Raw genomic sequence first — 25,050 nt, 5'->3', positions numbered from 1 at the left:
GCGTGCTCTATACTCTAAGAGGTGTTACTTTTATTTTTACATGTGATGATTTCCAAAAAAATAGAACATATCTAAGATTCATATGTTCATTTTAAAGGTCAATTTAATTAGTGTATTTTGTAGAGTTCACGGAACTTCCCAGGGGTTTCCCCACTATATTTTTTAAAGACATTAAAGAAATGGCGAACGTTTTCATATCCTACCATTTCCGAAATTTGTTGAAAGGATAGTTCTTTATCCTTAATCATTAATTCCTTCGCTTTCTTAATTCGATATAGATGAAGATAATGGATAAAAGTTAATCCGGTATCTTTTTTAAACAGAGAACTAATATAATTAGGATGTAAAAACACATGATCTGCTAATTGGTCTAAAGAAATATCCTGATTATAATGCTCTTCTATGTATTTAATAATCACCTTTACGTTTTTTGACATATTGCTATATTCTAAGTTTGGCATTGAAGAATCAGCAATTGAAACAGTTACAGATTCTTTTTTCCTGTTTTCTTCATGCAATAATTCAACAGATAAGTTATTTAGAACATCATACAATTCTGTTTTATTTATCGGTTTTAATAAATAGTCAATCACTTTTGAACGTATGGCTTGACGCAAATAGGCAGTATCATCATAACCTGTTAAGATAACAAAGCGATCACAAAATCCTTTTGCCTGCACATTTTTAATAAGCTCAAGTCCTGTCATTTCAGGCATCTCAATATCCGTAATGATTAGATTGGGTCTAAAATCCTCCAGTTTCTTCAGCGCGTCAAACCCATTACAAGCGCTTACAATTTTTGAACATGGAGTACTACTTTTTTCAATGATATTCATTAGTCCTTTTTGTATTATTGGTTCATCATCAACAATCATCAACTTTAACATCCATATTTCCTCCTTTTATTTTTAGTTTAAGCTTATATATTGTTCCTTCACCAAGAATACTATCAATTTCTAGTCTTGATTCTTCACCAAAAAATGCCTTAATTCTTTCACTTACATTATAGACCCCTAGACCTGAATCCTTGGTTTGAAGCAAAGCTCTATCAAGTTGATTTCTTAAAACCCCTCTTACAATTTCCAATCTTTCAGCCGAGATACCAGCACCATTATCTGAAATAGTAATGTGTAAATAAGGACCTTTCTGGTATATATGAACCTTTATAAAACCTTGATCTCGCTTTTTTGCAAGTCCATGCCCAATACTATTTTCCACAAGAGGCTGAAGAATAAAGCGTGGACAACGAATTTGATCAATATTACAATCTACTTGAATATCATATTGCAATCGATCCATCATTCGAATCTTATGTATTTTCAAGAAATAAAGTATATTTTCCACTTCTTCACTTAACCAAGTTTCATTTCCACCTGGAGATAAGCTATATCTAAGCAACTTTCCAAAAGTATATGTTGCCTCTACTACTTCTTGGTCATCATTAATTTCTGCCATCATCCGAATAGATTCTAACGTATTGTATAAGAAATGTGGTTTGATTTGTGCTTGCATGACTAAATAATCCGCTTCTTTCTTCATTAATTCCACTAGATTAATTTTGTTAATTAAGTCATGAATCCGTTGTATCATTGAATTATATGAAGTAGTTAAATAACCTATTTCATCTTCATAACCACCCACATCCATTGAGGTTAGATTATTTTGATCAACTTTTCTCATATGTGACGCTAATTTTAGAACCCTACTTGTTAGCATCGAAGCGGTAACATAGTAAATAACAGAAAGAACAAACAATAATACGAGCAAGAAAATACTCGATAGTAAGGACTTGTTAAGCATATCTGGAATTACTTCATTTCTTGGGCTAAGAAAATAAAAATCCAAGCCTAATTTTGGCAGATTTACAGAATTAACTAAAATCTTCTCGTCTTTCCAATAGAGATAACTTCTATTATTTTTTTTGATTACTTTAGATATCTCCAATACTTTATCACTATCTAATGTATCTCCTTTACTCTGATAGAAAATATTGTTTTCTTTTACAATAATGACCTCTGCTTTATTTTCACTATCCATTGTTTTAATAAAATTCTCTAATATCTGATCACTAACAATTACTTCCAATACAGCTAATTGTTGTGAATATTTCTCATTGTAGATTTTTGTATAATAAGATATATAAGGAATATTGGAAATTTCCTGTTTTAATGGAATCCAACTCCCTTTGTTCATCGGCATATTATCAATGACTTTATATATCTGTTTAGAGGGAAAAGAATCTATATTTTCTATTTCGCCAGATACCGGCATAATATTTTTGTTTTTTGCATATAATCGAACGGTTTTTACAGATTCATTTGCAGAATACGCAAATGAAAATACAGGACGGATATCTTTCAAAAAATGATAAACTTGATCACCCTCCGATTGATATAGCCCAGTTAAATAATCGATAACTAGTGGATTGTTTTGAAATAGAGGATAGGTAGATTCAACCTGTGTTAAACTGACCGTTAAGCTATTAGCAGCTTGGTTAAGAAGACTTTGTTGCCCTGATAAAATGTTAGCGATTACATTTTTGTGCGACATATAGAGAAACGTTGAACCAAAAAGTACCACTGGAAGGAAAACAAGCAAGATATATCCTAAAAACATTTTTTTTACAATGGTCATTTTTTTATGGATAGTCATTTTTTTTACTATCCAATTAATGAAGTTTTTCATCATTATCACTGCTTTTCATCTAAAATTTTAAATTCACAAGCTTATTATTATGTCTTGAAAAGTGTCAGATTTTTTTCTAACTCATCTCTGTTGATTGTTTTATAGGTTGATAACATTATCATATCGTATTTATTGTTTATTTTTCTACCTATAATTACATAAAGTGTCAAAATCGCTTATTTTCTTTAAAATCAGAGATAAAACGCTTTCTATTTCCTTTTTCATTATTTTATCCTATCACTCCTTCTATTGTTATTGTTCAAATTTAAGAAATAAATGTCCATTTTTCAGGTTTTAGTGAAAAATGGACATTTATTTTGTGCTTATTTAGAGAATTTATCGATTGCTTTTTTCAATACATCATGTTTATTTGCATAATTGTCTAAAGAATCTCCTTGAACAGCTGCTTCCCAAGCAAGGCGCATACTCTCAAATCCTGCTGCCGCACCATCTGGATGTGCAAGAATCCCTCCGCCAGCCAAGTGCATAACATCTACTGTTTCTGCTGCCTTATAAGTATCTATAGCTGTTCCTGCCCACTGTCCTGAAGAAACAACTGGCATGGAACTATAACCATCTAATATGGGTTCTAAGCAAGCTTTAATTGAACGAACAACAGATTCATTACTTTCATAGAACTTTCCATTTAAACCATTAACATGCATATGGTCAGCTCCGGCTAAACGACATAGCTTTTGGTATGCCGTAAATTCCATTCCAAGCATTGGACATCGAGTTAGCATTCCCCATTGATTTCGGTGTCCATGAATTGGCACTTCACTAAATTTATTTAAATAGGTAAGTCCTGTATAACCAACGCTATTGATACTGACCATTACACAATTTCCGCCAGCCTTTACAACTATATCATGATTACGTTTTAATTCCTCTATGTCTCCTGTAATATTAAAGGCATACATCACTTTTTTTCCAGTTTTATCAGCAACACGATTTATAGCTCTCATTACTACCTCTACTCTTTTTTCCAAGGGGGCAAAGGCGGGATTTGAGTTAAGTTCATCATCCTTAATAAAATCTAATCCTGCTAAACCTAGTTTTGTCACTAGTTTTTCTAATTGATCTAATGGAAGTCCAATACTCGGCTTCACGATTGTGCCAATAATTGGTCTTCCATAAACTCCGGTCAGCTTTCTTGTCCCTTCTATACCAAATTTAGGACCTTTGTAAGCTTTAGAAAATTCTTGAGGAATTTCGATATCCAACAACCTTAGTCCAGATAATTCCTGCAATTCTGATAGATTTCCTGCAACCGCTGACAAGAGATTTGGTATGGATGGTCCAAAATTTTCTATTGGAAAGGATAAAACAATTTCCCCCTGTTTGTACACTCCATCATGATTATTAGGAACTTTTCCCCCTGGCAAGGAAGGAGACATCACTTCACCTGTTTCTGTTATACTTACCACCATTGCGCCGAATCTTTCCTTTAAAGATGCAGTTTCTCCAGGTACAGATATGAACGTTCCTGTTGATTGTTCTCCCGCTATTACTTCTGCAGCATGCTCTAATGAGTAAGCAGTCTCTATTCGATATCTGGCTAATAGCCTATTTTGATTCACATCCTATTCCTCCTTCCCTATTTATACTGGAGTAATAATTAGAACTCCTTTTGGTTCAAGGATGGCTTCACCGTGGTATATTTTCTTCGTAAGAATATCTTTATAGGTATCATCGGAAAGACGTATTTGTTTTACTTCATCACTATGGTTAAGAAGAAACGTGAATGACTTTCCATCTTTTGTTCTCTTTGTTACTTCCACATCTGAAGGTGTTTTTAATATAGGTTTAATACTGTGTTTATTACAAAGATGAACTATAAAGTTCTCAATAAACTCAGGCTCCGGACTGGAAGCTATATACCAGGCTTCCCCTTTTCCAAATTTATTTCGTGTTAATGATGGCATGCCCTTATAAAAATCACTTCCATATTCGGCAACAATTTCTGCACCTTCTGTATGTAGTAAATCACATAAGATTCCACACTCATATGTTGCTTTGAAACCCTGTATATCATTATTCATTACGATTTGATTGGTTTTCCCTGGATATAAGGCATCAATTTCTTCTACCCAGATCCCTAAAAGATTTCTTAATTTTCCAGGATATCCACCAAGATGGACTAAATCATTCTCATTTACAATTCCACTAAAGAAAGTGGTTACAAATGTTCCTCCACTACTAGTAAATTGTTCAATCCTTTTATCAAGGTCATCTTTGACCATATATAGTACTGGTGCGATTACGATATCATACTTGCTTAAATCTGCTTCTGCATTAATGATGTCAACCGGTATATTTTTTGAGAAAAAGGCATTATAATACTTTTGGACTTCCTCCACATATTTTAAATGGTCACTTGGACCACTTGAGAACTCTACTGCCCACCAATTTTCCCAATCAAATAATAGTGCAATATTTGTATCTATTCGGGAATCCAATAACATTTCTCCAAGCTGCTGTAACTCAGCACCAAGTTCCGCAACTTCCTTAAATACTCTTGTATTCTCATGACCTACATGTTCAATTACAGCACCATGATACTTCTCACAAGCACCATATGATCTTCTCAATTGGAAGAACATGACCGTATCTGCGCCTCTCGCTATTGCTTGGTAACTCCATAATCTCATTACTCCTGGTCTTTTCAGAGAATTATATGGCTGCCAATTCTGCTGACTTGGGGTTTGTTCCATAATCATGAAAGGATCTCCGCCTTTAAAACCACGCATCATATCAAGTCTAAAAGCAGTTGTACTTTCTGGGGTATCAAAAGCTGGATAATTGTCCCAAGCAACAATATCAACATACTTACTCCATTTAAAATAATCTAACGGCTTGTATGTTGCATGACCATGATAGTTTGTTGTTATTGGAATATTCGGTGTCGTTTTCTTTAAAATCTCGTATTCATCTAAATATCGATCTAGAACACTATCAGAATTAAAGCGATAGTAATCCAATGAAATTCCTTGAAATACTGTTTTATTAGGATTACTTTCATCCAAATGTTCACTTAGCAGATTGGGAAGAACAATTTCTTCCCAACTGTAAAAAGTATGTCCCCAAAAACGAGTATTCCATGCCTTATTTAATTCTTCTAAGCTTCCATACTGTTTTTTTAGCCACACTCTAAATTCTTTTTCACAATTATCACAATAACATTGGCAGCCCATTTCATTGTTTACATGCCAAACAACTATGGCAGGATGATTTTTGTATCTACTTGCGAGCTTTTCTACTAACAATTTGGCATACTTTTTATAGGTAGGACTATTCGGACAACTATTATGACGAAATCCAAATTTCCTTTTGCTTCCGGCGAAATCAACAGATAAAACATCAGGGTAGCGATTTGCCATCCATGCTGGATGATTAGCAGTACCTGTTGCTAAACAAACATAAATCCCATTGCTGTAGAGTAAATCAATGATTTCGTCGAGCCATTCAAAGTGATAGGTTTCTTCAGCTGGTTGGTTTAATGCCCAAGTAAAAACATTTAAAGTAACAACATCAATGCCAGCAAGTTTAAACATTCTGATATCTTCTTCCCAAGTTTCTCTTGACCACTGTTCTGGATTGTAATCTCCGCCATAAAACATTTTAGGTAGTTTTGTGCTTAAAATAGTAACCACTCCTTTCTTTATGATTCATATAATCGAACAGGTCCATATAATCCACCAGAAGCAAAAAGGTTAGACCAATTTTCTTTAATATGTTTTTCTGCTTCATTCCAGTAGGATACCTTTGAGTCTAAATTACCACCAACATTACTTGATGGTCTTCCAACTTCATAATGTGTTCCTAAAGTATTAGTCACTCTTACCCTTAAATCATGTGGACCTTTGGTAAGATTATTAGAAAGATTATACCGGTATGGTCTCCACGCTCTAACTCCTAATGGTTTTCCGTCTAACCATACCTCTGCTGTTCCACGAATATGACCTAAATCAAGAACAGCTGTTTTTGTACCACTTAATTCAATTTTCCGTTCATATTCCACTACACCACTATGATGTGGTAACGCAAGCTTTGTTCTCCAATCCCCAAGTTCTCCAACTATCGGAGCAGTTTCAAATCGAATTGGCTCTAAAAGTGCATCAGCTTCAGAATATGGCCCTATAGGTACAATACGAATTGCCACTATCGTTCCTGCTAACTGAGGTGTAAATGAGATACTGTTGTTAGATACAGGGCTTTCCTTCCCATTTATCCACACACGATAGTCTCCATCACAAGATAACTTCATTTTAGTAGCACCAACTGGTAATGGAAAACGAATCCAAATTGGCTTTCCAATTTTAGAAGGTTCAAAATGAAATGGCAGCGGTTTTGGTTCTGGAACTGCATCTGGTAATAACCATCCAACATTAGGTAATGGATGGGGTCGATGTTTTATCCATAACGTTTCTGTTTCTGCAAATTGCAAGACCGCTTCATGTAAAATTTCAGGAGGGTTACCTTCTTCATCTTTCCAATCCTCTCCAGTACAAAATTCTATCTCCTCTCCAGAGAAAAACTCGATTACTCCATCGGCAAGTACTTCCCCCTCTCCTTCTGGAAGAAGAAACTTTATTTCATTCTCTCCGTCCTTCCAAAGTGCTGTTACATCAACCTCTTCTTGTCCTTGGCGAATATATGGATTAAAATCTCCATGCTCCGTTACTTTTGCTCCATTTACATACAACGCAACAAGGCCTCTAGCCGCAAAAATTAAACGAACCTTTTGAATAGGAGATTCTGAGCTAGTTGTAATATACTTTACAAACTGTGATTTAGAGTTTGGTTTGCTGGCATAAATCCACTTCGGTAAGCTAGGACGTGCTTCTACATTTACTTCTATTGCTGCTCGAATGAGTCCAGTTACAATTGCCTTTGCTCTAATAAGGATCTCGTTAGCTCCTTCTTTTAAATAAATCGAGGCTGTCTGTTCCTCTGGCCCTCCGTTCCAACTAATCTCTTTTCCGCTAATCCATCCCTTTATCTCCGCATTACTTTCCATTCGAATCCAATATTCACCTTCATGAGGCGCAATTACATTAGTTTTCGCACAAACATAGTCACCCTTATTCACTTCTCCTAGGTTTAAAAATCTTCGTGGAATTCTACCCATGCGCCCTGCCCATGTACGAAATTTTATATCTCCAAATGTATTACTATAAATAACCGGTCTTGCATTCTCTTCTTCAAAATCTAGTCCATTACTTACTAACCAATATGCCGATTCCGTCCATAGACGCTCATACCAGGAAGAATCATCATAGTTTGTTTGATGCCAGTTTCCATTTTCTCCAGAACATTCATCCAGTTCTTGTTTTATCTTAAACTGCCTACGATCAATGGAAAGAAAGTTTAGATTATCTCCATGTAAATCAAAATCACCATAGCGATTATCTAGTGTTGGAACAGCAAGCACCCGCCAATTATCATTTGGAATTTCTTTATATTTTTGCTCAAAAAAGGAGCCTATATCAGCTGGGAATGAACCATTAATTTGGTCATTAGGGATTGGTTTATTTTGTACATAAACAGCTGCTTGTTTGACAGGACAAACGATCAGTGCTGCCGGCCATGATTCAAATGGAACCGTTAGCTCTATCCACTCACCATCTCGCTTGTAGTCGAGGCGATCCATTTGTCCCGTTACCGGATCCCATAATTCTGGGTCACCCATTGTTCTTAACCGATACGTACCTTTAGCTTGTAGAGCGATACCAGAATTCGCCGGTTCATGCATTTTTAATAGATTTCCATTATCAGGTAAGAGCAAAAATACATCCGTGTCATTTATTCTCCGCTGTAATGTTAATCCATTGCCTTCCACTCGTCTCTCAATTTGTTTTTCAATCAGCTCCATTGCGTCTCCAGCAGTTTTCACAAGTGTTATCCCAGGAATTACAGGATCATTTTCTGGTATATCTACCCCTATTACCCATCCACCTTGTTTAATCCATGCTTCTATCTTTTTTTGAGCTTCATCATCCATAATTGATGTTCCACATAACAGGAGTACGCTAAATTTTTCTTCAGCAATTTTTAATTTCTTATCTTCAAAAGATGATTTTTGAAGTGCTGAATCATCGACAATATCAAAATCACGACCTGACTTACGAATGGCTCCAAGCTTTGTCTGATCCCTACGATTCCAGCTACCCGCAATGCTTTCATACGTTTCATGTATATGCTTCATAGCATCATTAGGCATTTTATTAGAAACAGACATTGGATGTTCATTCGCAGCCCCGTCACTTAAACTCATGAAACCACATGCAGCCTCAGATGGATAATGAACCGCAATATCGGCGATGTGCGTTCCCTCTGTTAGTAAGGAACACACTCTGCTGATTGTATTAGCAAACACGGAGTAATGTTCAAAATATGGTTGTCTCCAGCCCGTATCTGGCGGAGCCCACTCCCACCATCCCCCTCTAGTACTGTAATAAACGGAATGTGGACTATAAAGGGTTACCCCTGTTTGCAACCAAGGTATTAGCCAGTGCATCGTTTCTTCAAGTGTTCCTCCCCAACCACTTGTATGAAAGGATTCTAGAAAAACTCTTTTTCCGCCATGTAAATGTGCCATAGAAGAGTGAACTTTTGCATTCCCTTCCATATCCGAACCTGCAGCACTATACCAGCGATGTGTTCGAAAATAATCTAAATAAAGCCGCTGGGCACCATGTACATCTGCTCTCCTGGCAGGACCAGCTTGGTCACAGCATAAGAGAAGGTCATATTTTTTATGCCATTCCGATAACGGAATAAAAAAAGACTTTTCAGCTAAACCAGCTGCTAATTTATAGACTCGTCTTCGAACTTCTGCCGATTCTGGCAGTTCATCAAATAAAGATGGCAGTTGAGGAATCAAATTCTCTTTATACCTATTAAAATATAACTCTGGCATTTCTGGTGTCCATAATGGCAAAGGTGGCAATTCATCCTGAAAAGTTCCACCAATTGTTTTTCCAAGATCATTTGGAAAACGACGTTCAAACTCTCCATGGACACGATCAATTAGCATAGCAGTGGCGTCACGATTAAGCCAGTTAAAGCCTTGAACAACAGCAGCATATATATATTCATCATTTTCTAATAAAACCTTTGATTTTTCTGGAATTTCTTCTCCATGTAAAAAACGTCTTAAAACCCACCCTGAATATTCAGGATGCTCCGTAACAATTCTTGCTGGTAAATTGGATCCAGAGAATCCAATTTGATCATAAAAAAAGATTCTCATTCCTAATCTTTCCGCTTCTCTTATGGCTACTTCAAACATACTCCACCATTGTTCAGAAAAATATGCCGGGTTATCACTTACACTCCCATATTGCGGTCCCGTCGGTGCAATATTCATAATGCCTATATTCCGCAAGCCCCCACTATGAAACTTTTGCAATTGCCAACGAACCCTCTCAGCTGTTATTTCTTCAGCACTCCACCACCAAAAGGGTACGGGACCAAAACGATGATCAATCTTGATAAAGCTATTTCGAATATGCTCCAAGCTCATATATTTCACTCCTTTTATTATTAGGGTTCCCTAATTATTAACCGCTTACATAAAGAACTATTTATTTCTCCTTTTATTTTATTCCTTCAAATCATTGCAAGAATAGCGATGATTTTTAATCAAAACTCTTAATATTAAGCAAAGATAAAAGCAATTCCCGTTATCTTAAGAATGAATACTTTTTTCTTAAAATAAAGTATAATATTTTGCTTTTCACTCCTGTTATGATAATACAAAGTGCCTAATCTTTTTGGAAAGGGGTTATAGAGGTGCAAATACAGACAGTTTTAATTGAAAATCAATCTTGTCCATTAGGAATAGACTGTGAACAGCCTGCTTTCTCTTGGTCCTTTACAGAATCAAAGGACCGTGGAAACTTTCAAACCGCATACCGCATCATTGTTTCAGACAAAGAACAATCATTAGAAGAAGATTTGGGTACCATTTGGGACAGCGGTATCGTAAAAAGTAGAAGAAATATTAATGTACTGTTTCAAGGGGAAACACTTGAATCTCGCAAACGATATTTTTGTAAAATACAAGCCTGGGACCAAAACAAAAAAATGATGGAAAGCCAAATTACTTGGTGGGAGATGGGATTATTACAACAAAGCGATTGGTCAGCTGAATGGATTTCAAAACACATTACAGAGGACGGTAATGAGCTTCAGCCTATCCCTCTATTTAGGTACGAATTTAACATTGAAAAGCAAATAAAACAGGCAAGAATTTATATTTCTGGTCTCGGTCACTATGAATTGCGACTAAATGGCTCCAAAGTTGAAAATAGAGTTTTAGAGCCAGGCTGGACTAATTATAATAAAACATGCCTTTATTCTGTTTACGATGTAACTAACTATTTATCGGTTTCTACTAATGCTATTGGTGTTATTCTTGGTAACGGATTCTATAATGTTACTGGTGGAAGATATGTAAAATACAAAGGATCCTTCGGTGAGCCAACTTTTATTGCACAATTGGAGATTCAATATGAAGACGATACAAAATCCGTTATTACCAGTAATACCGATTGGCTATCTTCTCTCGGTCCTACTACTTTTTCCTGTATTTATGGAGGAGAAGACTATGATGCACGTTTAGAGCAGCTTGGTTGGGATACCGCTAATTTCTCTGTAAATAGTCTTTGGCAACCAGCTTTGAAGGCGATATCTCCAAAGGGGAAATTAAGAGCGCAGAAAACGCCGCCATTAAAAATAATGAAAACGTTTAGCCCAATTGAAATAAAAAAAATAAAATCAAGTGTTTATGTAGCTGACTTGGGACAAAATTTTTCTGGTTGGATAAGGTTAAAGGTTAAAGGCTTGCGGGGTATGACTGTAAAACTGACACCAGCTGAATTAGTAAACATACTAAGATTAGTGGGTAAGGTCATCGACGGATGACTTTGCCCACTATTTTTCTTTTTTAAGTTATAGTGAGAAGTGAAAGAAAGCTCGACCAGCCTCAGGGATCTCGAATCCGAATGATAAACGGAGCTTCTTCGCTTTCATTTTTGAATCAGCTTTAAGTATGTTGGGGCCAAAGAGCTCGTGTATAGGAAATTGGAATCGAAATGAATAAGTGAAGATCTTTCAAAATGATAAAGAAGAGAGAGGAAAAACATTGGAATTAATTATTGCTTTAGATATTTCTATGGGGAAAAGTTACAAAGTCTTATATGACGGTCAAACATGTCTTTCAGAAGGGGAAATACTTCACAATAAGTTTGGGTTTCAAGCATTACTGGAAGAGATTCATAGCCTTCCAGAAGAACCTAAAATTGTTTTCGAATCAACTGGTATATATTCGAAGCCAGTGGAGACCTTTTGTCAGAAAAACAATTTAACCTATTTCTTATTAAATCCTCTGGAAGCCAAGAAACAACTAGAACAGGGAACACTCAGAAGCTGGAAAACAGACAAACATGATGCCCATAAATTAGCACAAATTCATCCATTTGTGGATCGATCAGAAAAAGTACAACAACCTGAAATTTATACAGAACTTCGTGATCTTTCGCGCTTTTATCAAGAAATAGAAGGACAAATAAAACATACTCGGATGTACTTGCACCATGCACTTCAAGTAAGCTTTCCGGAGCTTGAACGATTCTTTTCCAGTAGAGTAACACCTTATGCTTTAACACTAATAGAGTTATTTCCACATCCTGAATTAGTATTACAGACAAGTAGAACCAAGATTAAAAATTTATTGATGAAAACTACGCATAAGAAGATATCAGAAAATCGAGCTATGGAGAAGGCGAAGTTAATCATTGAATACGCGCAAGAATCTTATCCAGCTGTTTCACCAGATAGTGTTCCAACTCAAAAAGTTCAATATTATGCACGACAACTTCTTCATCTATTAGAGGAGAAAAAAATGGTTTCCGAACAATTAATTGTGAAGGCCCGACAACTTTCGGAATTCCAGTTACTTACTAGCTTTCCTGGCATTGGGGAGATTAGCGCAGCACTCCTTATTGGTGAGATAGGCGATCTGTCACGCTTTTCTAATCATAAAAAAGTGAACGCCTTTATCGGCATAGATATTAGAAGGTATCAATCTGGTAAATATGCAGGTCAAGACCATATCAATAAACGTGGAAATCCAAAAGGAAGAAAAGTCTTATATCTTATCGTTAAGAACATGATACGCCAACAAAAAGCTGCCCCCAATCATATTGTGGATTATTATTATAAATTAAAAAAGCAACCTCAGGCCAAAAAGGACAGGGTTGCCACTGTAGCTTGCATGAACAAGCTATTGAAATGTATCTATTCCATGGTCAGGAACAATACAAAGTACGAATACTCGTACACGGTCTCTAAGGACCAATAACACATAAAAAGTATACCACACAATACCTCAGTTTGAAAAATTTAATAGAATAGCTGAGGTTATTTGTCATGCTCAAAAATAGTACTATCAAGTTCAAATATTTTTTAATAACTACTTGACTAATCGTAGGAAATGAGGATGGGACTCCTAATCAAACATGGACTGGTTCCCCCTATGAATTAAATTATACATTAAAGGGTGAAGATGAAGAAAATTGGAATCCTTGCTTTACTTACTCTGGATTCAGATATGTACAAATTGAAGGAGCCATTCCTATAGGCTTCCCTATTGAAAATAGTAATTTACCACAGCTACTCTCTTTAGAAGGCCAAATGATTTACCCGGACTTTGAGAAAAGTGGTAACTTTGAAAGCTCCGATAAATTATTAAATCGAACGCACGAATTAATTAACTGGGCTATATTAAGTAATACGAAAAGTGTCTTCACCGATTGTCCACATAGAGAAAAATTAGGATGGCTTGAACAAGTGCATTTAATGGGGCTCCCCCTTATTTATAATTACCCTGTGGAATCTTTACTCTCGAAAGTCCTTGATGACATTAAGGATGCTCAGCTTGAAAATGGTATGATTCCAACAACCGCCCCAGAATACGTAGTCTTTGAAAAACCTTGGGATATCTTTCGACATTCCGTCTCTTGGGGTGCAACGTATATATTAGCAGCTTGGATGATGTATCAAAAATATGGTAATAGTAAAGTTCTTCAGTATCACTATGAAAATATGAAAAAATACATTCATTTCATTGAAGACCGTTCTGAAAACTTTATCGTTAAAGATGGTCTTGGAGATTGGTATGATGTCGGGCCAAAAGGACCTGGTTTTGCTCAAAATACTCCAGTAGCCTTACCAGAAACTGCAATGTTTTACCATCTGGTTCAAGTATTTGAAAAAATTACTAGAATAATAAAGAAAAAAGAAGATACACAAGCTTATTTAGGCTTAAGAAAACAAATTAAGGCGGCTTATAATAAAGAATTTTTCAATCCTGTTACTAGTCAGTATGCTACTGGCAGTCAAGCTGCAAATGCCATGTCTCTTGCTCTAGGATTAGTAGATGATCCTTATCATTCAAAAGTTTTACAAAATCTTGTAGATGACATTGTAAAACGAGGTTTCCATACTACCTCTGGTGATATCGCCCATCGTTACGTTTTATTAGCATTAGCAGATAACCAGCGTTCCGATATTATTTTTAAAATGACTAGAAATACTGATTATCCGAGTTATGGTTATCAAATTGAGCATGGTGCTACTACTCTAACAGAGGCTTGGGACGGTCCAACAGTTGGGAAATCGCAAAATCACTTTATGTTGGGACATATTGAAGAATGGATTTATAGTGGATTAGCAGGTTTAAATTATATATTTGATCCGATTGAGGAAGCCTACCAATTTAAGATCAATCCTTACTATGAAAATACTTTACAATGGGTGAAGACAGAGCAAGTTTTATATACAGGCAAAATGTATACTCATTGGAAGCTTGTAGATAATAATCGACTCTCTTTAGAAGTTCAACTCCCAGCGAATTGCTCTGGTGAAGTTTATATCCCAGCTGTCTCCATTACGGATATTACCGAAAATGGAGTTTCAATCGATGAGGCAGAAGGTGTGAAGTTCCAACGTTTCGAAAACGGTTGTATCGTCTTAAAAATAGTTTCCGGCCACTATCATTTTGAAACCATTCCATTAAATAATGAAAAGGAGAAATCTAATGAATATCCAATCGTACCTAACACCCTATAAATATGGTAAGCCCGTTCTTTCAGGATCAGGGATTGAAGGCAACTTTGATTATCGCGCCGTTGACTGTCCCTTTGTCTTTCAACACCAAAATAAATTTTATATGATGTACGTTGGATTTGATGGGGAAGGTTACCAAACAGCTCTTGCTAAGAGTGAAGATTTACTTAATTGGGAACATCTTGCTATTATTTTACGAAGAAACGAGGGAACCAACTGGGATTCCAAAAACGTTGCAGGTACCTGGATTCTTAAGGAAAACCGAATCGATGCTCCCCCAACATTAAAAAAGTGGGATAATAAATATTGGCTTGTCTATCATGCCTACCCAGAATTCGGTTATGAGGAAGGTTCCGCAAAGATTGGTCTAGCATGGACAGAGGATGAAAATTTATTAGAATGGCATCGCCTCGAAGATCCTATCTTAGTTCCCGAAAATGGAGAGGATTGGGAAAAAGGTGGTCTTTATAAAGAATGTTTGGTGGAATATGAAGGAACATTTTATTTATTTTATAACGCAAAAAATACCAATACTGGGAGATGGATTGAACAAACAGGTGTTGCCACTTCTACTAATTTGAAAGACTGGAAAAGATACGAGAAAAATCCAGTATTAAAAGTTTCTCCTGAGCGATGGGATGCCGGATTTGTAAGTGACCCTTGTGTTTTACAGGACGGGGATCAATGGGTAATGTACTTCTTTGGCTATAACTACAAAAAAGCCCAGGAAGGAATTGCCCTTTCAAAGGATCTTTTCAATTGGGAAAAATATCCTGAACCCATTATTAAGGTTGGAGATGTGGGAGAACTAGACTCCATCTTTGCCCATAAACCTTCTGTCATTACCAATAATGGTGTGCTATATCATTTTTATTGTTCAAGCAGAGCATATCGACAAGGGGATCCGACTATTAACTGGGGAACAGAATATCGAACCATTACTGTTGCAGCTTCAAAGGATATTTTCTAAAGCTTCAAGTTTACTAAAAAAAGAGTTTTCCTTGAGTGGGAAACTCTTTTTTCTACTAGATATTCCTAATTCAAATAGAATTATCTTTTCCAGGTAAAATCCTTTGCACCTAAATTTTTTTTGATAGAAAAGATATGTCTCCGTATTGTTTAAATAATCCTCTTCTTCGGCCTCCAAAAATCTGTATATCCATTATCAATTGAAAAAGTATATAATTCCACAAGTTTTTTCTCTCGATACATTTTCATATCTTCTCTTATCAGGATTTTCTTTTCTTTCAAAAGTTCTTCATTTCGATCGATCAATAAAGATAAAAAATCTTGTTCAGCAAGTTTATCGTTTTTCGCTAAATTACAAGTTGAACAGGATATAACTAAATTCCATAATTGATCAGTTTGAACAAAGCTCCATGGAATAAAGTGATCTACATGAGCAAGCTGTTTTCTTTTAATTGATTTTCCACAATAAAAACAGCTCCCATTATAATAAGACGATAAAAGAAAGTAGAATTGATCCAATGAAGATCTTTTTGAGACATTTTCGACTTTCATTAGAAGATTAGTGGTGTTTCCTTTTTCATTAAATTTCTCTAAGAACACGGCGAGTTGATAATTTGTTAAATAGTTTAAAATCCTTTGAAATCTTTGCATAAAGGAGTAAAAAGTTTGATTATATCGAAGCATCTCTGTTTTATTATTAAAATCATAAATTGTTTGATCTGTGTCTCCATATAGTGCTCCCATCACATTGAGCTTACATTTCTTTTTCACTTTGTTTATTACTTCCACTTGAAGCTCAGGAGATAACTTATCAAAAACTAACGTGCTTGGAATATTGAATTGGGATTGAATATCCAATAGAATATTCTGTACTTCTGCTTTTTTTCCTGTCATATTAATTTGATTGAGTTGATGATGGATAACTAAATTCCAATAAATCTTTGCAAAACTACTGAATAAACGATCATAAGACAGTTCTAAGCTATCATTCACATTATATAAATTTTCCAACATAGATTTAATAAGGACATACTTATAAGTAGTTGAGTTCTTTGACTTACTGGAAAAAATATAATTAAAGTGGCCCCAAATCTCCTTATCTGTTAAATATTCTGTTCGCATTTCTCCTATTTGCAATTTAAAGCTCATATTTAATTCACCTGTTCTACTAAAGTTATCTTTAATTAAATCAATCTTCTACTTCTACTAAATATATTCTTTCTTTAAACTCACCACGGTCTTCTGCTTTTTGTTTTCTAATTTGGTCAATTTCTTTGAAGCTTGATTGATGATAGTTCGCTAAAGCATGTAAAATCTCTAAAACATCTGCTAATTCTTCTAAAGCACTTTCACGATTTGGTGCTTCTAAGTATTCCTTTAATTCTTCTAGGCTTTTCATTCTTAACTCATGTATGTATTCTGAATCAGACAAGATTTTCGTTGTATATTTTTTTCCTGTCGATGTGATGATTTGTGGTATTTTATCTCTTACTAGTTTGTTGTGGACTGGCATTTTTTATAATTCCTTTCGGATATAATTACTTTTTATTATATGATAAAATTCTTTCTCCTCCTACTATTTCAATGCTATGATGATAAAGAACATTAACTTATTCAGGAGGATCCACCAATTGAAAAAAACAGTAAATGTAGTAGCAGGAATTATCGAAAACGATCAAAATGAAGTATTATGTGCACTTCGATCACCTCAAATGACTATTCCAAATAGATGGGAATTTCCTGGTGGCAAGGTAGAAAAGGGAGAGGATATCTTTACAGCACTCGAAAGAGAAATTAAGGAAGAACTAGGATGTATGATAAAGGCAGAAGAGCTTTTCCATGAACATACACATGAATATGACACTTTTATCATTACTTTATTATGTATTAAAGCTAAAATTATCGACGGAACTCCAACGGCTAGTGAACATTCTAAACTAGTATGGCTAAAGAGAGAAAATTTAGATTCATTAAACTGGGCACCTGCAGATATTCCAGCAGTTACTGCATTAATAAATGAAAAGTAAAAAAATGCTAGGATTCACCCTAGCATTTTTTTACACCTTTACTACAAACTCATTATAAATTTTAGTTGGTAATGTATGCTCCAACTCCATAATAACAGTAATTGGTTTATCCCCTTCAAATTCTATCGTATTCCCTTTCCCTATATAAATATAAGGCTCAGTTTTCCCATCTATCTCTTTATATTTACGAATAAATAAATGTAAATGTATCCCTCTTTCTTTATTGTAAATAATATTCTTCCCTCTATCAGAACTTTGACTAGTACTATTTGGTGTTTGCCATTGGAAAGTACTCTCATCAATAATCTTATCTTTATAATTAATACTTTCTTTAATGTCTTCTTCCTTGTGAAGATCTATATAAAGAAAATACTCATTACCATTTGTTAAAAGTCCCGATCCTCTAAAGGAACTATGAATTTTGCGATAATTAGATAATAAAGCAGCATCAATCATTTGATATTGTTCATATAATTTAAAATGCGGGATACCATAATAAGTTTCTTTAAATTCCTTTTCATATCGAAAAATTCCATACATTATACAATCTTCTACATATATTCGAAGTCGTTCCTTTTCCAATATTCGCTTGAAAGGCTCCGTTTTAATCAATTTATTATTCTCATATGTACAAAGTTGAAGCTTTCCTCTCTTTTGCATACTATCATAATAAATTTGGTTTAAATTTTCAAAAGCATGTATAATACTGTCATCATCCACTCTTTCCACATACTTCAAAATTTCCTGTTTTGCATCTTGCTGAGTAATTTCATTTGTTTCTAGCAAAGTTTTTAATATAACAAACTCATATATCCTTTTAAGAGGAAGTTTACTGGATAACTCCTTTAATGCACTTTCAAAATCAGTATCCAATAGTAATTCTTTAAGCTTATTATCTTTTTCTACTTTCGCAACAAATTGAAGATAGCTTTTTTCTTTATCTATAAATTTAATGGGATCCGGTGCTCCATCATATTTTAAATAATCCACTAAAAAGAAGGGAATTTTCCCACTGTTAAGGTTTTTAAATTCAAAGTACTCTTCCTTTAAATACTTCATGGAATGAAAATTCTCTCTATCAATTTGTGCTAAAATTCTTTCTTGAGATATTCGATCCATTTGTATATGCGTACTACCTGGAATATTAGCGAAACCTGTTGCGATAGCAACCTTTAAGCTTTCTTTATCGTAATATCTACTTCCATTTAAAGCGATAGCAATTAAAAATGTTTTACTGTGATTTCCGATAAAATCTAAGACGGTCAGAAAGCTTTTTCCCTCATACTTCCTTAATCCTCTACCTAATTGTTGAATAAATACAATTGGTGAATTCGTAGGGCGTAACATTAGAACCGTATTTATAGTAGGAATATCTACTCCTTCATTAAAAATATCAACGGAAAAAATCACTTCCAAATCATCAGTATCATCTTCTAATTTATTGATATAATGAGCCCTTTGATCAACATTCATTTCTCCGGTCAAACAAGCACTTTTATAACCTTTTTTGTTGAATTCCTCCGTCATATATCTCGCATGCTCAATACTTGCACAGAATCCCAAACACTTTCTTTTTTTACCATCATGCTGATAAAAAAGCATTTTCTCAATGATAAAATCTACTCGTTCATTTACTTTTAGTCTTTTCGTAATTTCAGTAATATCATTAATATCCACATCACTTAAATCAACTTCATCTATATCCGTGATTCCAAAATAGTGAAAAGGAACAACTAATTCATCATCTAACGCCTCATGTAGACGTACTTCAATAGCAACATTATTATTGAAAAGATCAAATACATTTTGATTATCTGTTCTCTCTGGCGTGGCTGTCATTCCAAGTGTAAATTTAGGATCAAAATATTGAATGACCGATTGATAACTATTACTCGTTGCATGATGTGCCTCATCGAATATAATGTAATCAAAATAATCTTTATTAAACTCACTATAGCATTTGGATAAAGTCTGGATCGTTGTAAATATGTAATCAGCATTTTTCTCTTTATGATTTCCCGTTAATAAACCAAATCTAATATTCTCATTTGGTAATAGTTTTTCAAACGTTTCTTTAGCTTTCTTCAATATTTCTTCTCTATGTACAATAAACAGCATTCGTTTTGGCTGATATTGTTTTACATCGAAGGCGGACATATACGTTTTACCGGTACCAGTAGCAGCAATAACCAACGCCTTTTTTTCACCGAAAGTACGTAACCGGTTAAGATTTTCCATTGCTCTTTTTTGCATTCTATTAGGAATGATATACTCCCTTTTTTCATAAATAAGCTGATGGTTTTTACCGGTATAACTGATAATAGAATTTACAAACTCCTCATAGTCGTCAATAAATTGGTCATCTGCTTCTGTCGTAATATCCCATAAATGATCATATTCCTTTTTAACATCATGGATAAAAGGAGTATCTTCCTTAGAGACGATTTTCACATTCCATTCTACATTACTTTTTAATGCACTCTGTGTAATATTAGAGGAACCAATAATAACCTTATAGTTTTCTTTATTTTCGAAAATATATGCCTTAGTGTGAAATCCTATCTCTTTATCTGTAACATACACTTTTAAATCTATATTACTAAATTCATTAATTTTTCTTAATGCTTTGCCTTCCGTAAAATTCAAGTAGGTAGATGTAATAATCTTCCCTTTTATCCCATTCGTTTCTGCTTCTTTTAATGAATCTAATAGCAACTGTAGTCCACTAAAATTTACAAATGCTACACTAAAATAAAAACTTTCACACTCTCTAATAGCTTGAACTAGCTCATTTAATAAATTTCCACTACCTGAGTTTACGATCAATTCCTTTTCTGTCATCACCTAAAATCTCCCTATTCTTTATACGTTCCTAATTTTTTCTCTTTACTTATTTCCTATCTGAATTCATTTAAATGGATACTCCATCTTCTAACTCATCCTTTTGAAGAATTAATTATATATGTAAATATTATACAAGAAAAGATGCACCTAGGATGGTACATCTTTCATTATTTTTCTATATTAAATATGTATAGTCTTTATTTAAAAAATAAGTGCCAGGCACCAAAAAGGCACCAAAAAAATTTATTTGTTCAAAAGGTTAAATCTATGCCATAATATTATTAGTCTGATTATTCAAAATATGAAAGAGGGGTATTAAATGATAGAAAGACTTTACTGGTTACCAACTGGAAAGTTAACGCTTGATCATTCGTCTTTAAATCAAAAATTAAAGCCTGGAAAGCTTGTAACCTTGCAAATATGGTCCTATCTGCTAGAGACAAAGGATGGACCAATCATCATTGATACAGGTATGCCAGAATCATTTATTGAAAATCCAGGTTATTTTGATCATACGCCATATGAAGGTTTATTCTTACCTGATATGAGAAAGGAAGATCATATTCTTGCTGTTTTAAATAGAATTGGCTATAAACCTGATGACATTCAAGCAATCATTTCTTCCCATTTACACATGGACCACGCAGGTGGAAATTCACTGTTTCCCAAAACACCCATATTTGTTCAACATGCAGAGTTGGATGTTGCCATTGGAAATGATAGTTATGCTCCACCAGAATGCACTCAAGCTGATTTAAATTATAAGGCCATTCAAGGCGATTACGAACTTATGCCTGGAATTCAACTTCTATTTACTCCTGGCCATACACCAGGACATCAATCAATTCTAATTACAACGAAGCAATCCGGTCCTATTTTATTGACGGTTGATTTAGCCTATACAAAAGAAAATTATGAAGATGAAATTCCATTTGCTACATTCAATCAACAAATGGCTAATGAATCGATCAGAAAAATAAAAAGCCTTATGGCTGAGATACGTCCAACTCACATTTTTTATGGTCATGACTTGGGCCAAGCTACTACACAGAAAACTTACCCAGACTTTTCTTAGAGACAGACTTCAAATATAGTTTATAACGACTATCATGGCAGTGCTGTCCACTTCCATTTTGATAGATTATGAAAAAATCCAATCTAGAAAATAACAACAGTACTTGGCATCCAATAAGGTGCCAGGTACTGTTGTTTGCTATCAATTTCCATCACTCAAATAACGTCATCTGCTCCATCTCCCCAAGCCGATCAATCGTCTGAGGCTCATAATCCTGGAAAAACGCATGGTGCATCCATTTTTCCTTCGTCATAATCTTTTTACTAGCATCATTTAATGGTCTAAGGCTTTCTTCTGAAAATACAAGATGCCAAGCAACACCTTTACACTACTGCCTGACATCATCTATATACTTCCATATTTTGTACGATAAACGCAACTGATTGTTTCGTTGACTTCAAAAACATATAATTCATTTACTTCTCTTTTGCTAGCTTATTCCGGTTAAGTGCCATTGGTGGTTGTTCTAACCAGCCATTATCAATCATTATATTGGCTCCATCCTCAGCATAAGCAAGTATTTCTTGTGTAAGTTGAATATATTTCAGACCTATGTCTCTTCTAGGGCTCATTGCCATTGCTGTCCCATAATAACCAATACTAAGGGCAATTAATGCTGTTACATAAAACATCATTAATTTATCTGAATAAGTATATGAGGTAGAATCTGTCACCTCCGTTTCCAAGGTCATGGGCTCAGGAAGGTCTTCTTTGGCTAAGATAGAACCAAACACTTGACAGTGCTTTTTAGCTAATTCCTTTCCTCTAAGAAAAAATTGGGTGACCTCTTTTGATTGCGCAACTTGACTAAATCCAATCATAGTAGCTACACCTAATGCATTTCTTTGATAATTAGAATATAAATTGGTTATTTCAGGGCCAGATAACGGACGTTTATCTCCAAAAAAGCCTGTAAGAAAACTTTGTTTCTTGATAAAGTCTACTTCATCAGGTACCGGCAAATAAGGAGCTCTATTATATAGACCTTTCGATAACAAAGTCTCTTTTATTTCCCTCATTATTTCGGTTAACTGTGAAATACATTCATTAAAATAGCTATACATATCTGCCCTTACCACTAAAGTTAAATTCACGCTGTAACCTTGCAGAGCAATTTGGGCTGCTGAATGTAAATAGTGCAATACGTAAATATCTGAATAAAGTTTAGGAGAAGAAAGATCTACATCCATATCTATTTTAAATCCATAAGGAACTGGATATTCTTCCTTTTGAAAAATATCTTCCAAAGTTCTGAGATTTCCTTTTGTAAAATCCAAAGATTTCTGAAGTAATGACTTTACTTCCTCATCTTCTACTTTTTCTAAAAAGTGGTGAAATTTACAATTTATAGCCGCATCATTCATATATGCTTCCCAAATTGAAGTTATCTCTGTGGAAGTCAACTTTATATGCTTTTTATCCAAATATATTCACCTCTCATGAAAATAATCTATTTTATTATTTGCTAATTATAGAATTTAAATGCAATATAGAAAAAATATATAACAAGTGCCTATAACAAGTGCCAGGCACCATAAAAAGACATTTGTCCACGGCCGGTACCTGGCACTTTATTCAAAAATAGTGAAGGCTGCCCCAAAATTTGGGACAGCCCTTTTAATATCCTGCTCTATTTAAATTATGTTTCATTCCAAATCCCACAAATGATAATCCACGCTAGCATCCAATATATTAACTCCCCCATAAGAGACACTATCAGATATAGCTGCAAAATTGTAATCTGAATAAAGGGTAAGAACTGGCAAATCCGCTTCCCAGATCTCCTGTAGTTCATCGTAAATTACTTTTCTTTTTTCTGCGATTGGTTCTGCTTTGCCATCAGCCAATAATTGATCTACTTTTGGATTATTGTAGTTCATAAAGTTAAACGAGCCGTTGCTGGCATACATGGATGATACATCTGGATCTACCGTTAGAGCATTTCCTAATAAATACAGATCGTAGTCTCCTTCTTTTGCCATTTGGAGTGAAGACGGGAAATCATAGGTAGCTGTTTTGACCTTTATGCCGATATCCTCTAAATTCTGGACGATGATATTGGCTGATTGTTCCCGCACCTTATTTCCGAGTGGAACGACAAAATCTAATGTTTGGTTTATATCCCAACCAGATTCAGCAAGTAATTGTTTTGCTTTCTCTGGATCGTAGGTGTATTTGGTTAAGTTCTTATTTAAATAAGGATTTAAGGAGGTATACGGTCCATCAATTATTTCTCCTGTCCCTTTAAGAAGATCATCTACAATCGATTCACGGTTAATTGCATAGGCAATTGCTTGTCTTAGCTTTGCGTCTTTTATCGTCTCCATATTAAATACGATTAATTGAAAACCAATCGTTTGCTGCAATTCTGTTTTGACATTTTCAATTTTCTTAACTGTTTCATAATCCTGTACAGCTATCTTTCCTAAAGTATTATTCATATGAATTTCACCTGTTTGGAGCTGTGCGACTAAATTGGAAGCCGGCATTATCTTCACAAAGATTTTATCCAGCTTCGGTGTCCCTAGATAGTAATCAAGATTCTTTTCAAATTCTACATATTGGTCTTTTTTGTACTGAACAAATTTAAAAGGTCCATTTATAACGGTTGGATTTTGCATAAATGGATGCTTTGATAGTTCTTTAGGATCGACATCTTTTAAAATATGCTTAGGCAAAATCATTAATTTTACACCGAGTTGCTCTTTAATCATATTTGGATCAACTGGTTTTGTTGTTTTAAATTCCAAGGTTTTCTCGTCAATCACCTTTACGGAAGGGATTTCAGACACCCCTTCTGCCAGTTTCCCATTATCTAACCCGTCAAGTGGAGTCAGAAAATTACCTACATGTGTTTCCACATTTGGGTTGGCAATCAAATTCAAGGTGAAGGCAGCATCTTCCGCTGTAACAGGGGTCCCATCTGACCAATTGGCTTTTGCATTTATTTTAATAGTATAGGTTTGATTATCTGTTGTATCAAAGGATTCGGCTAATTTCGGAGTAAAGTTCAAGGATTCTGGCATATCTAATAATGAGTCAAACATGAATCCTTCTATGTACTGTGAGGCTACATCTGATGAATTAATGGTGTTAAATGCAATTGGTGGATTAACCATTCCAATAAATAAATTTTTCTCCTCGGAAGTATTGGCAGTACCATTTGTTGTACTATTACTACAAGCAACAAGTAATAGCAATACAGCAAGCATGAGCATTAAAGTGCTCCGATTATTAAACAACATGTTTTTCCCTCCAACATATTTCATGTACTACTTCATTTAAGGACATAAATCAAATAGGCTCATGGAGTGA

At 34.7% G+C, this 25,050-nt stretch carries 16 protein-coding genes and 1 pseudogene; 7 read left to right on the top strand and 10 right to left on the bottom strand.

What is annotated here, in order from left to right; all coding sequences use genetic code 11:
- Positions 1 to 107: 107 nt before the first annotated feature.
- The 5 genes from NYE52_RS06715 to NYE52_RS06695 all read right to left on the bottom strand — a co-directional run bounded on the left by NYE52_RS06715 (position 108) and on the right by NYE52_RS06695 (position 10,213).
- Positions 108 to 887 (bottom strand): response regulator transcription factor, encoded by a 780-nt coding sequence (locus NYE52_RS06715; protein WP_341192361.1) that lies wholly within the window; start codon positions 885 to 887, stop codon positions 108 to 110.
- Positions 865 to 2,652, bottom strand: a complete 1,788-nt coding sequence (locus NYE52_RS06710) for a sensor histidine kinase (RefSeq protein ID WP_341192360.1) — start codon at positions 2,650 to 2,652, stop codon at positions 865 to 867. The genes NYE52_RS06715 and NYE52_RS06710 overlap by 23 nt, the downstream gene beginning before the upstream one ends.
- A 356-nt stretch (positions 2,653 to 3,008) precedes the next feature.
- Positions 3,009 to 4,265, bottom strand: coding sequence for a ribulose-bisphosphate carboxylase large subunit family protein (locus tag NYE52_RS06705; RefSeq protein ID WP_341192359.1), 1,257 nt, complete (start codon positions 4,263 to 4,265; stop codon positions 3,009 to 3,011).
- A 21-nt stretch (positions 4,266 to 4,286) separates the two neighbouring features.
- Positions 4,287 to 6,329: a beta-galactosidase gene (locus NYE52_RS06700; RefSeq protein ID WP_341195127.1), complete on the bottom strand. Its 2,043-nt coding sequence runs from the start codon at positions 6,327 to 6,329 to the stop codon at positions 4,287 to 4,289.
- A 17-nt stretch (positions 6,330 to 6,346) separates the two neighbouring features.
- Positions 6,347 to 10,213 (bottom strand): hypothetical protein, encoded by a 3,867-nt coding sequence (locus NYE52_RS06695; RefSeq protein WP_341192358.1) that lies wholly within the window; start codon positions 10,211 to 10,213, stop codon positions 6,347 to 6,349.
- A gap of 269 nt (positions 10,214 to 10,482) precedes the next feature.
- On the opposite strand from NYE52_RS06695, the gene NYE52_RS06690 reads away from it, so the two are divergent.
- The 5 genes and pseudogenes from NYE52_RS06690 to NYE52_RS06675 all read left to right on the top strand — a co-directional run bounded on the left by NYE52_RS06690 (position 10,483) and on the right by NYE52_RS06675 (position 15,790).
- The gene (locus NYE52_RS06690; RefSeq protein ID WP_341192357.1) at positions 10,483 to 11,616 is read left to right on the top strand and encodes a family 78 glycoside hydrolase catalytic domain; all 1,134 of its coding nucleotides are present in this window, start codon (positions 10,483 to 10,485) and stop codon (positions 11,614 to 11,616) included.
- A 178-nt stretch (positions 11,617 to 11,794) separates the two neighbouring features.
- Positions 11,795 to 13,054, top strand: coding sequence for an IS110 family transposase (locus NYE52_RS06685; RefSeq protein WP_341192356.1), 1,260 nt, complete (start codon positions 11,795 to 11,797; stop codon positions 13,052 to 13,054).
- Positions 13,055 to 13,176: 122 nt separating this feature from the next.
- A pseudogene (locus NYE52_RS24690) lies at positions 13,177 to 13,311 on the top strand (family 78 glycoside hydrolase catalytic domain); the annotation flags it as partial.
- Between the two features lie 75 nt (positions 13,312 to 13,386).
- Entirely contained in the window at positions 13,387 to 14,823 is a 1,437-nt protein-coding gene (locus NYE52_RS06680; RefSeq protein ID WP_341192355.1) for an alpha-L-rhamnosidase-related protein, read from the top strand.
- The gene (locus NYE52_RS06675) at positions 14,792 to 15,790 is read left to right on the top strand and encodes a hypothetical protein (protein WP_341192354.1); all 999 of its coding nucleotides are present in this window, start codon (positions 14,792 to 14,794) and stop codon (positions 15,788 to 15,790) included. The genes NYE52_RS06680 and NYE52_RS06675 overlap by 32 nt, the downstream gene beginning before the upstream one ends.
- A gap of 149 nt (positions 15,791 to 15,939) precedes the next feature.
- Here NYE52_RS06675 and NYE52_RS06670 read toward each other — a convergent pair whose 3' ends face one another.
- Both NYE52_RS06670 and NYE52_RS06665 read right to left on the bottom strand, forming a co-directional pair.
- Positions 15,940 to 16,938: an HNH endonuclease gene (locus NYE52_RS06670; RefSeq protein WP_341192353.1), complete on the bottom strand. Its 999-nt coding sequence runs from the start codon at positions 16,936 to 16,938 to the stop codon at positions 15,940 to 15,942.
- 40 nt (positions 16,939 to 16,978) lie between these two features.
- On the bottom strand, positions 16,979 to 17,302 hold the full coding sequence (locus tag NYE52_RS06665) for a nucleoside triphosphate pyrophosphohydrolase (protein ID WP_101730235.1): 324 nt from the start codon (positions 17,300 to 17,302) through the stop codon (positions 16,979 to 16,981).
- A gap of 118 nt (positions 17,303 to 17,420) precedes the next feature.
- On the opposite strand from NYE52_RS06665, the gene NYE52_RS06660 reads away from it, so the two are divergent.
- Positions 17,421 to 17,816 carry a (deoxy)nucleoside triphosphate pyrophosphohydrolase gene (locus NYE52_RS06660; protein ID WP_341192352.1) on the top strand — a complete coding sequence of 132 codons (396 nt, stop codon included), beginning with the start codon at positions 17,421 to 17,423 and terminating at the stop codon, positions 17,814 to 17,816.
- Positions 17,817 to 17,846: 30 nt separating this feature from the next.
- On the opposite strand, the gene NYE52_RS06655 is transcribed toward NYE52_RS06660, so the two are convergent.
- Entirely contained in the window at positions 17,847 to 20,657 is a 2,811-nt protein-coding gene (locus tag NYE52_RS06655; RefSeq protein ID WP_341192351.1) for a DEAD/DEAH box helicase, read from the bottom strand.
- A 322-nt stretch (positions 20,658 to 20,979) separates the two neighbouring features.
- Here NYE52_RS06655 and aiiA point away from each other — a divergent pair, with 322 nt between their 5' ends.
- Positions 20,980 to 21,735, top strand: coding sequence for a quorum-quenching N-acyl homoserine lactonase AiiA (aiiA, locus tag NYE52_RS06650; protein WP_341192350.1), 756 nt, complete (start codon positions 20,980 to 20,982; stop codon positions 21,733 to 21,735).
- A 416-nt stretch (positions 21,736 to 22,151) separates the two neighbouring features.
- On the opposite strand, the gene NYE52_RS06645 is transcribed toward aiiA, so the two are convergent.
- Together NYE52_RS06645 and NYE52_RS06640 are read right to left on the bottom strand one after the other, a co-directional pair.
- Positions 22,152 to 23,159, bottom strand: a complete 1,008-nt coding sequence (locus NYE52_RS06645; protein ID WP_341192349.1) for a DUF3231 family protein — start codon at positions 23,157 to 23,159, stop codon at positions 22,152 to 22,154.
- Between the two features lie 222 nt (positions 23,160 to 23,381).
- Positions 23,382 to 24,980 (bottom strand): ABC transporter substrate-binding protein, encoded by a 1,599-nt coding sequence (locus NYE52_RS06640; RefSeq protein WP_341192348.1) that lies wholly within the window; start codon positions 24,978 to 24,980, stop codon positions 23,382 to 23,384.
- Positions 24,981 to 25,050: the final 70 nt, after the last annotated feature.

It is taken from the genome of Niallia sp. FSL W8-0635 (assembly GCF_038007965.1).
Taxonomy (GTDB): Bacteria; Bacillota; Bacilli; order Bacillales; family Cytobacillaceae; genus Niallia.
This window is presented reverse-complemented; position numbering and strand designations above follow the sequence as displayed.